Annotated in this window: 6 protein-coding genes; 2 read left to right on the top strand and 4 right to left on the bottom strand. The window is 45.8% G+C overall.

The features are described from left to right. Nucleotides 1–236: 236 nt before the first annotated feature. The 3 genes from QUB51_RS09305 to QUB51_RS09295 all read right to left on the bottom strand — a co-directional run bounded on the left by QUB51_RS09305 (nt 237) and on the right by QUB51_RS09295 (nt 2,847). On the bottom strand, nt 237–1,304 hold the full coding sequence (locus QUB51_RS09305) for an ABC transporter permease (RefSeq protein WP_333207883.1): 1,068 nt from the start codon (nt 1,302–1,304) through the stop codon (nt 237–239). 162 nt (nt 1,305–1,466) lie between these two features. Further along, on the bottom strand, nt 1,467–2,600 hold the full coding sequence (locus QUB51_RS09300; RefSeq protein ID WP_333055658.1) for an AI-2E family transporter: 1,134 nt from the start codon (nt 2,598–2,600) through the stop codon (nt 1,467–1,469). A 115-nt stretch (nt 2,601–2,715) separates the two neighbouring features. Further along, a complete protein-coding gene (locus tag QUB51_RS09295) occupies nt 2,716–2,847 on the bottom strand; it encodes a hypothetical protein (protein WP_333260757.1) in 132 nt (43 codons plus the stop codon). Between the two features lie 172 nt (nt 2,848–3,019). Here QUB51_RS09295 and QUB51_RS09290 point away from each other — a divergent pair, with 172 nt between their 5' ends. Next, nucleotides 3,020–4,807, top strand: coding sequence for an efflux RND transporter periplasmic adaptor subunit (locus QUB51_RS09290; RefSeq protein ID WP_333231633.1), 1,788 nt, complete (start codon nt 3,020–3,022; stop codon nt 4,805–4,807). A gap of 230 nt (nt 4,808–5,037) precedes the next feature. On the opposite strand, the gene QUB51_RS09285 is transcribed toward QUB51_RS09290, so the two are convergent. Next, complete coding sequence (locus tag QUB51_RS09285) at nt 5,038–8,775, bottom strand: chemotaxis protein CheB (protein ID WP_333260760.1); 3,738 nt, start codon at nt 8,773–8,775, stop codon at nt 5,038–5,040. 1,078 nt (nt 8,776–9,853) lie between these two features. Between QUB51_RS09285 and QUB51_RS09280 the strand changes: the two genes are divergently transcribed. Then, on the top strand, nt 9,854–10,072 hold the full coding sequence (locus QUB51_RS09280) for a hypothetical protein (protein WP_333260763.1): 219 nt from the start codon (nt 9,854–9,856) through the stop codon (nt 10,070–10,072). Nucleotides 10,073–10,847: the final 775 nt, after the last annotated feature.

The following is a 10,847-nucleotide window of genomic DNA, read 5'->3' as shown; positions in this document are numbered from 1 at the left end:
CAATTTTTTGAGTATCTGCGATGGGTGAAGGCGGGTTTTTTAGTTCTGGCAATTGATGATATAAATTTGGGTGAACCCGCCCCCACCAAACCAATTAACCCTGATTGCGGAACAATTTTTTGAGTATCTGCGATGGGTGAAGGCGGGTTTTTTAGTTCTGGCAATTGATGATATAAATTTGGGTGAACCGCTCCGACAAATCTTTGAATTTCCAATTACCAATTACCTAGTCCCCATTACCTTTGAATGCTTCTCGGATCGAGAGCATCCCGCAAGCCATCCCCCAATAAATTAAACGCCAAAACTGTCAAAATAATCAGTATCGCCGGAGGCCAAACCAACCAAGGTTGCAATACTAAAATTGAAGCATTAGTAGAGAGGGATAGTAAATTTCCCCAAGAAGGATCTGGCTGTTGAATTCCCAAGCCAATTAAACTCAAAACCGACTCCGCCACAATAAAACCCGGAACCGCCAAAGTAGCAGAAATAATTACATAAGTAGCAGTTTGTGGCAAAACGTGGCGGACAATAATATAAATTGGATTGGCGCCCATTGCCCGCGCCGCTTGCACGAATTCTCGTTGTTTAATTGATAGTACCTGACCGCGAATTACCCGCGCTAAACCCGCCCAATTGATAAATGAAGTAATCAGCACAATCAATATAAATCGCTGAGCACTTGTCAATCCCGGCGGCAACACTGCTGCTAGCGCTACTAATAAATAAAGACCAGGAATTGTCATTAATACTTCAGCAAAACGCATTAAAATACTATCAATCCAACTGCCGAAATAGCCCGATATGCCTCCGATAAACAATCCCAAGGGAAAAGAAATTGCTATGCCAACTAAACCGATGCTGAGGCTAATTCTGCTGCCGTGTACTAAGCGGCTGAACTGATCGCGCGCTTGTTCATCCGTGCCTAAAATGTTAATTTGACCTTCTCCTGTAGTGCCAAAAAGATGCCTATCTAATGGCAAAACTCCTAAAAAATTATAGGGAGAACCTTTGACAAACAAACCGACAGCCGATGGTTTTTGCCAGTCTACAATTACCTCGCGAGCGCCGGTATTCGCATCCACTGGGCCCTGAGTTGTCGGATAAACGTGGGGCCCGATAAATCGCCCGTCTTGGGTGGTTAAATAAATCTGAGTCGGCGGCAATAATGAACCGTCTAATTGAGAGTCGTAGGGGTCGTAAGGTGCCACAAATTCGGCAAAAAGTGCGACTGTGTAAAAAATTAACAGTAGCACGGCTCCTAACCGAGCTAGAGGATTTTTTCTAAGATTTTGCCACCAGTTCATAAGTTTTTAGGTTTGAGATTTTAAGTTGGTTAGTAATCAAGACTAAAGTGCTTAAAGTTATTTGTAGAGACTTTAGTTTTTTATTGATGAACTCAGCAGCCAAAAATTAATTACTGAATAATAAAAAAATTCATAACTGAATTACTTACTACAAGAATTAGACTACTTTTGTTCATCTGCGACCAAGATTATTCTAGTTTCATCTTCGGGTATTTTCCCCAATTCCTCGCCGCTAAAAGGATTGTAGAAAAACGAGCCTGTTTGGGGTGGCAATTTGGGATTGAGTACAATTTCTACTATACTTTTTACAACCCCAGTGAGCGGAATTGCCAGGATAACTCCCAACAATCCTCCCACTCTACCTCCTAACAGCAAAGCTGTGAAAATAATTACCGGGCTCAATCCGGTGAGATTGCCCATGATTCGGGGAGCTACTAAATTATCCTTGATTTGCTGGAGACCGATCGCGACTACCAACACTTGCAGCGCCAGCCACCAATCAATAAAGGCTACAATTATACTAACAGTGCCAATTCCCAAAGTTGCTCCAATAAACGGAATTATTTCCGTCAATCCTATAAACACGGCAAACAACAGAAAAAACGGAACTTGCAGCCACCAAAAAGCCAGAGTCAACGAGATGGCCATCAATAGTCCCAGCAATAACTGTCCCGATACAAATCGCTGGAGGTTTCGCTGCAAAGTCTCTGTTAAAACATAGCGAATGTCTGGGGAAAAAATACTGGTCAAACCCTGCCAAACTCTTTGCCCGTCTAGGAGCATATAAAAGGAAATCACCACAATAAAAATCAAGTCCAAAAACCAGTTAACAGTACCGACAACTAAGCCTAAACTCGTACCTGCGAGCGCCTGCACTTGTTCCTGCACTTTCGCTGATAACTGCTGCTCCAATATTTGCACGTTAAACGGCAAATTGCGCTCGGCACTCCAGGCTTGAAATTCAGCTAGCTGCAGTCGCCCCGACTCCAGCAAATCCGGGAACCTCACCCCCAACTGTCTCGCTTGGCTGAACACGGGCGGCACAATAGTTAAACCGATTACTATTACTACCACACCTGCTGTTAAATAAACCAGCCCCGCCGCTACTCCCCGAGGCAAAAATACTTGCAGTCTTTTTACTGCATAATTTAATAAAAATGCAATGAGTCCCGCTGTTACTAAAATGCTGACCAGTTCCCCAACATAACTGACAGCAGTCAGGGTAAACCATCCCGTCACTAGCATTAGTAGCCAAGTAATTAGAAACTGTTGGACGGGAGAAAAGACGCTATTCATTGTGATTTTTGTCAATTAAACTGGTACAATTTCCTGACCCGATTTGTCGGGTTCTACGAGAAACACATTAGAGTATAGATTAGCAATAATCAGTTCAAGATTAGACTAAATGCTCTCAGTATTGATAAGCTGGTGACGGCAAAACCGCTTCGGGACAGACAATGCCAGCCCGATCGACCCCACGATCGGGAATCACGCTAATATTCAGTATGCCCCAGAGACCGATCAAATTAAATGTCGATCGCACAAACTTTGAGCAAATTTAATTAAAATCGCCATTGTAGGGTGAAAGTGCGCCAGACTCACCCAAAAGGAGGAAGCGTTAATCCAGAGGCCCTCCGCTAAAATAAAGTAAATATTATCGTAATCTTTCTTTACAATATCAAAAGCACAGGCTCATACTGGCGAGAGGAACTACCGTGACTAATCAAGTTTTTTCAGAAGCCGAAGAAAAGCAACCCCTTTCCCCCGTGGAGAGCGGGCGCGAAAGGAACTCAGCAGTGGATGTAGCTGAAAGTGAAGTCTCAGACAAATCTCCCTGGCAATTCTCCGGTGAGGATGATGAACGAGAAGTGGCGCTGGAAGTTCCAGAAATTGAGGCGGAACAAGTTTGGGAACCAGAAGTAACTGAATTTGGGCCCAGCAAAGAAATCAGGTGGCCTGCCTTGTTGGCGGGCGCAGGGATTGGCGTGGCTGCAACGTTGCTAGCAGTAAAATTGACTGGGGGCAATCAGAGTTCGCCGCCTGCAGCTCCAATTCCCTCGGCAACTCAGCAGGCGATTGCTCCGACGGTGACAGTCGCGCCTGTGGAATCTGCCCAGGTGGGTGAAACTCTGCAAGCGACGGGCACCGTGGCAGCCTATGACTTGCTACCGGTGCTACCACAAGCCAACGGTTTGCAAATTAAGCAGGTGTTGGTGAATGAAGGGGATGTGGTAGAAAAAGGTCAGACGATGGCGGTTTTGGACGATTCGGTGCTACGATCGCAAATTGCCGAAGCGCTGGCGGGAGTACAATCGGCCAATTCTACGGTAGAACAAGCCCAAGCTCAGGTACAGCAAGCCGAGTCAGCCCAACAAGAAGCCCAAGCAGGCGTGGCTCAAGCCCAAGCAGGCGTTGAAAAAGCCATCGCTGACGCAGCGCAAGCCAAAACAGGCGTGGGGCAGGCAAGGGCTGGTGTGGAACAAGCTAAAGCCGGTGTCACTCAAGCTAAAGCTGGCATTGCCTCCGCTCAGGCTAAATTAGATCAGGCTCAAAGAGAAGTAAATCGCACCCAAGATTTGGCGGCTCAGGGAGTAATTAGTCAGCAAGATTTGGAAAGACGCAAGACAGAGCGACAGACTGCTGTTCAAGATTTGAACAAAGCTAAAGCTGACTTGAATACAGCTTTGCAAGAACAGAATAAAGCAGCGGAAGAAGTGCAATCTTCTATTGCTAGAGTAGCTACTGCGGAAGCTAATATCAGTACGGCTAGAGCGGCCCTCGCCAGCGCTCGTGCTAAAGTGAATACGGCCGCAGCGAGTGTCAGTAGTGCCAGAGCAAATGTGGGAAATAACGCAGCAACTGTCCGCAGCAATGATGCACAAGTCAAACAGTTACAAACTCAACTAGAACAAACAATTGTTCGAGCGCCGGATAGTGGCACTGTGGCTGAAAGAATTGGTCGAGTTGGCGATGTTTCTTCGGGAAGTCAAAAACTATTTTCGATTATTCGCGACAACAAGCTGGAACTGCAATTGAAAGTACCGGAAAGTCAGGTTTCGCAAGTGCGGCCGGGAACAGCAGTGCAAATTACTTCGGATTCTGACAAGCGGATTAAGTTGTCAGGAACTGTGCGAGAAATTTCGCCGGTAGTTGACCCGCAAAATCGGCAAGCTACGGTGAAGATTGATTTGCCGACAAGCGAGTTTTTGCGATCGGGAATGTTTTTGCGCGCATCCATTTCGACGACAACGGCTCAAGGTTTGAAAGTGCCTGCTAAAGCTATTGTACCGCAATCTGACGGCAGTTCTATGGTTTACAAACTTGTGGGCGAAAACAAGGTGCAGGCTCAACCGGTGGAACTTGGGGAAATTTCCGGGGGTGCGGTGGGCGATTTGACTGCTGCTAAGGTGGTGGTTAAAAAAGGTTTGAAGGCGGGCGATCGGGTGGTTGTTACTGGGACTGGTTTTCTGAAGGATGGCGCTGAGGTTAAGGTTGGTAAATAGTTATGGGTTAGGGTTATTTAGAGTTAGGGTTATTTAGAGATTATTGCCTTTTTTGACCGCAGATGAAGGCAGATAAACGCTGATGAACCCCGATAACCACTGCCAATATTTCGATTACGCACGTCTACGGGGATTGCATAATATAAAGCACAGTCAACAGTCAACAATCACGGACGGTGTAACCGGAATTCATATCAATTATGTCTTTGGTAAATATTAGCGTCTAACTATCATGGCATATCTGCTCGTAGCGGCAACCTCACGGTAAACGTTGCCCCTTGTCCCTCACCCGAACTTGTTGCACTAACAGTACCGCCGTGGAGTTCTACTAAATGACGGACGATCGACAATCCTAGCCCTAATCCTGAGTCTCTGCGAGAGCAGCTACTATCCGCCTGACGGAAGCGATCGAACACATAGGGGAGAAAATCAGGGTCAATGCCTTTACCAGTATCGGTAACTTGGATTTGAGCCATGCCATCAATGTAGTCTAATGCGATGTCAATTCTGCCTTCGGCTGGGGTGAATTTAATCGCGTTTGAAAGTAGATTCCACACCACTTGTTGTAAGCGAGTTGGATCGCCCAAAATCTTTGGTTGTAAAGGACTTAGCCTGGATTCAAGTTGAATATTTTTGGCTTCTGCTGCGAAACGAATTACCGCGATCGCATTTTCAACCAGTGGATTGAGCTCAATTTCAGAAGCATTAAGCCGAAATTGGCCGGTGGTAATCCGGGAAACGTCTAAGATGTCATCGATGAGTTGGTTTTGTGCTTTGGCGGCGCGCTCGATCGTTTTTAGCGCCTCCTGGGTTTTAGCCTCGTCAAATTTTTTCACGCGCAGCAATTGTGCCCAGCCAATCATGGCATTGAGCGGTGTCCGCAGTTCGTGAGAGAGGACGGACAAAAACTCATCTTTGACGCGGTTGGCCTCCTCAGCCGCCGCACGAGCCGATTGTTCTTGTATCCGAAGGCTGCGTTCAGTCTCTAACTGTTTTTGCTGCGTGATATCCTCGATCGCCAACAGGATCATCTGTGTATCCCCGATCGGAGGCATTTTGCGGGCATTGAGCTGCATTATTTTATGCCCGATCTGCTCAAAGTCATGCTCGACTTCAAAATCTTTAAACTGGGGACTGCCTGCCAGAATTTCTTTGAGGAGCGATCGCAACTGGGGAATATTCCACTGTCCATTACCCAGATCGAACAATGAGCGCTGCTCAGTTTGGCTCGGCATCACCTGAAACGTATCGTAGAAAGAACGATTGGCAGTTATTGCCCGCAGGTCGAGATCTAACACTAGCAATGGTTCCCGCACGGTTTCTACGATCGTTTCGGCGTAATTTTTCGCTTCCGTCAACTGCTGGGCGCTGAGTTTGAGCTCGTTGATATCCACCAACATCACCACAGCCCCATCAATCTTGTGGTCGATCGTCCGATAAGGTCGAATATGCAGATCGTACCAACGACCGTCTCGATCTTGAACCTCCTGAACTTTCAAATTCAGCGTGCGGATCACCTCTAAAATCAGTTGCTCTAAGTCCGGTACTATCAACTTGTGAGTGATGTCGCTCAAAGACCTCCCAACATCGGTAGAAATCAAGTTGAAGATGCGTTCGATTGCGGGAGTAAACCGGCGGATTCGCAGGTCGCCTCCCAGCATCAGGATCGGAATATTGATGCTGGTCAAGAGATTTTCTAAATCGTTGCTTACCTGAGTTGATTCAACATTGCGCCGCTGCAATTCGTCATTAATTGTGTTGAGTTCTTCATTGGTTGCCTGAATTTCTTCTTTCGCCGTTTCGAGTTCCTCATTCATGCTTTGCAACTCTTCGTTGCTTGACAAAATCTCTTCGTTGGCGGCTCTCAAATCTTGATTAGCTGCTTGATGTTCTTGGACGATCGCTCCAAGATGTTCTTTTGTGGTTTTCAGTTCCTGTAGCAGCCTTGCAATCTCCTGACTTTCACAGGGTGAAGGATCGGAGTTGACTCTACTATCGTCAGTATCAGCAGCAGGCATTACAGATATCGGGGACTCCTCTTGAAATAACACTAAAAAATAGTCTTTTACCACAGCGCCGGCTTGGAATGGAATCACATTAATTCTGATCTGCCGAATGATCTGGCCCTCTTTAACTTGCAAGCCTGCCCGTGCGATCGGCTGCTTCTGCTGTGAGGCTTGTTGAATTGCAGTTCGCAGTTCCACACGCAATCCTTCTTTTGCCATTCTCAGCAGGCTAAAGCTCGCCCTACCGGGGGCCGGTTCTAGGTAGGCATTCGTCTGTCCTCGAAATTGCACAATCTCGCTGGCTGTGTTAATCACGACCCCGACAGGGGCATAGTGATTCAAAACAATGCGATCGGCCTGTTTCTCCATTTCGATTTCGTCCAGCTTTTCTGTCTGCAGCGGTGGAGGGTTGAGGGGTGTCAGAGGATAGTTGTTAGCATTTAAATCCATGCTGAGCCAATGCGACAACTGTTTTTTAGTATAAATTTTGTTCTTTTTGTCGAATAGCGCAAAGAATTCTGAAAAGTCTCCCACCGTTTCCGAAGTGCCTAACAGCAAAAAGCCTGCGGGCCGAAGCCCATAGTGGAACATTGGCAGCAGTTTTTTCTGCAACGGGGGTCCCAGATAGATCAGCACGTTCCGACAGGTAATCAAATCCATCCGGGAAAAGGGCGGATCGGCGATCAGGTTTTGTCTAGCAAAGACGCAGATTTCCCGCACGGGCTTAGCGATTTGGTATCCGCCCTCGACTTGGACAAAGAAGCGATTTAGGCGTTCAGGTGAAATATCCGCGACTTGGGCCTGGGTATAAAAGCCACTGCGGGCGATCGCGATCGCACTTTCGCTGATGTCTGTGGCATAAATCTGAATCGGCAGGTTAGTAGAGCGAGCTGCTAAAAACTCTAGCAAGCAAATGGCGATCGAGTAAGCTTCTTCACCCGTGGAACAGCCGGCAATCCAAATTCGGATCGGTGTTTTCGGCGATTTATCTTGGACAATTGCGGGAAAAACATTGCTGCTTAAGGCATCAAAGGTTTCGGGATCGCGGAAAAAGCTGGTGACATGAATTAAGACATCGTGATACAGCGCGGTTACTTCTGTTGGGGTGTTTTGGAGATATTCGGCATAATTTTCAATGCGTTCGAGCTTGTAGAGTAACATCCGCCGATGTATCCGCCGCTTCAAGGTGGTTTGCTTGTAGTTAGTAAAGTCAACTCCTGTAGCCGCCCGCAGCAAACTGTAGATCGTGGCGATCGCATCTTTATTTGCGATCGCATCTTCGCTGATAGTCGATTCTGTCGCAGGCCACTCTGCAATGTAGGGATGACGGCCGATCTCTGATATTTTCTGGGCAATTTTTTCCGGTGTCAAGATAAAGTCTACCTGACCCGTAGCCACCGCAGTATTCGGCATACTGCTGACTTGTGCCGATTCTTCACATTGGGCAAAAGTAATACCGCCGGCGGCCTTAATCGCTTTTAACCCTTGGGCACCATCGCTGTCGCCCCCGGACAAAATGACGCCGATGGCTTTGTCCCCCCGTTCTTCGGCGAGGGAAAACAGAAAAGTATCGACGGACATAAATACCCCGCGTCCTCTGCCGCGAGGCGTTAGCTTCAGCACCCCTCGATCGATGGTCATGCTGGAATTCGGGGGGATGACGTAGACCTGATTCGGTGCTATCAGCATCCCATCTGTCACCTCATGCACAGGCATCAGGGTCGATCGAGCCAGAATCACACTCAACACACTTTCCTGACTCGGCAACATATGCTGAATTATTACAAACGCCATGCCGGTATCGATCGGCAAATGGCTCAGTAATTCCATAAAGGCTTCCAATCCACCTGCTGAGGCTCCTATTGCGACTACAGGAAATAAGTCGTTTTGATTGTTTTGCTGCTTGCGAGCTTTAATACCAGCTTTAGGTGGAGATTTCTTGGAATTCTTTTTTTCAGTCATTTTTTATACCCAATTTATGCTTTTTTAAGTAAGTATTATGGTAGATTTTTATTTTTATTATATATTATAAGAAATCATAAAAGTAAGAATTAGCTATCTACCTGCGGATATATTAAAGCGCACTCGGCGTGTGCGATCGAGCGATTTTCAAATTATTATTATTATTATTATTATTATTATTATTTAGAGCCATAATATCTCCATCAATGGGGACAATCGTGAGGGTTGAAATCCCTCAGAGATTGTATTAATTGTACTCTTGAAAGTTGAGCGGGAGTAAATTTACCACATTCTGCGATCGTAGCAATTCTCTGAATGTTTGCTAGAGAGTTTATTTCCCCTAAATCCGCCAACTCATCAATCAATTTTAAAGCAGAATCTTGTCCACCTTGATGAAGCAGTGGGGCTAGGGAGAATCTTCGGGGAAATGAAATAGTACAATTAAGTATAAAAAAATCTCCTACAAAGTCCAAATTAATCTCGTTTTTATACTAACTAATTCTCAAAAATCATGCAACAGTAGCGCTCCGGGCGCATCGCCCTAGAAAAGTTATCAAAAAAAGCGACTATCTCACAGATCCGCATCGGTGCATACAGTGTTTCAGGAAACAAACCAAAAACTCATAACTGTTGCAAGATTTTGGATAATTGGTATTAGGCAGGCTGTGGCAATTAATAGCGGGATAGCTTCGCTTCACGCAAATTCGCTAGCGCCCCGTCGATACTATCTCTGGATTATTTTTGTCACTACTTCCTCACTTCTTGCTGGGGCATTTTTAGCTTGTGAGTAATTTCCAGATTATAGTCGATTAGCGCTTGCCAATATTAATCAAATTCAGCAATTAATTTCTGAACTTCTTCTGGTGTTTTCTTCTGGTGTTGAAGTTGGAGGCTGTTAATTTGCAGACACACTCTAATAACTTAATTTTTTTAATTTTCCCAAAATCCGGCACTTTTTGCTAAAATCTTAAATAAAAGTAACAAAAATATATGGGAATTGGCTGAGGGAAATTAGGGAAATCCCAGCAGCGCTGCAAAATTGGGATTCTCAAGACAGGCTGCGGGCGGGTAAGGGCTTGTGAGAAAGGGCGATTCTGCGGTGGCGCTACGGATGTTGCTGAGAAAAGTGAAGGATGGGGAGTTTATGCTGCGATCGATCGTGGCGATGGGATTGCGGCAGAGTCAAACTGCGGAAGCTTTGGCGGCGCTGTTAAAAATGACGCAGTTCGATCGCGCGATCGGAATGTGCGATCCGAAGCCGCTAACTCTTTGTCAATGTTCGGAAGCGAGGCGATGACATTTTGCACCGCCACAGTATAATAGCTCGGTTGTGCGATCGCTGCCACTGTTTCATCAATAAATACGTGGTTTTTGATGTGTATAGTATCTAGCCAACGCTTTCATTCATAGCGCAATTTTTGTACAATTTCTGTAGCGAGGCTGAGTCGCTACTAAAGTTTTTTTTACGCCTTAATTTTAAGAGGTTAAAAGTGCGGGACAAACTTGATACAGCGGATTCCAGGTTTATAAAGTACACCCCAGAAACCGGGTTTCTTCTGGATTTCTCGCCAGAAACCGGTTTTATTCAAGAAACCCGGTTTCTCTGTACTTCACTTACCTGGAAAGTGCTGTATACTTAAGATCGCGAATTAAATAACTTACAATTTTAATTGTTATTGTGGGATGGGCCTAAGAGCCCGTCCTTTTTGGACTGGCTATAAGAGCCCATCCCACTTTCAAGAGTGGAAGTTATTTAATTCTCATTCGTTACCTCTATGCCTTGGCGCTCTTTGATTTCAAGAGTGAATTTCTCGCATATATATCACCCGTGTTCTGTCACTATTATCTTTAACAATTCTTCGTATTTACTTTTAAGCTTCGAGCGCCGCTCCCCTCAAGAGAGTCATGGCAGCTATCTGGGCCGTCTCTCAATACCGAGGCAAAAAGTCACCTATGAGCGATCGACTGACTTTAAATCGTTTTGCTAAGTCTCTTTGTGTGCCTTCTTTGTTTGGCCACGCACTTAGTATCTTCTGTAGTAAGTCAATAGAATATGCAGCTATCTCTAAATA

This window comes from Microcoleus sp. AT8-A3, from assembly GCF_036705675.1.
Lineage (GTDB): Bacteria > Cyanobacteriota > Cyanobacteriia > Cyanobacteriales > Microcoleaceae > Microcoleus.
This window is presented reverse-complemented; position numbering and strand designations above follow the sequence as displayed.

Excerpts from the sequence above, each read along its gene's own strand:
- QUB51_RS09285 (WP_333260760.1), bottom strand. The coding sequence starts at position 8,775 with ATGACTGAAAAAAAGAATTCCAAGAAATCTCCACCTAAAGCTGGTATT.
- QUB51_RS09305 (WP_333207883.1), bottom strand. The coding sequence starts at position 1,304 with ATGAACTGGTGGCAAAATCTTAGAAAAAATCCTCTAGCTCGGTTAGGA.
- QUB51_RS09300 (WP_333055658.1), bottom strand. The coding sequence starts at position 2,600 with ATGAATAGCGTCTTTTCTCCCGTCCAACAGTTTCTAATTACTTGGCTA.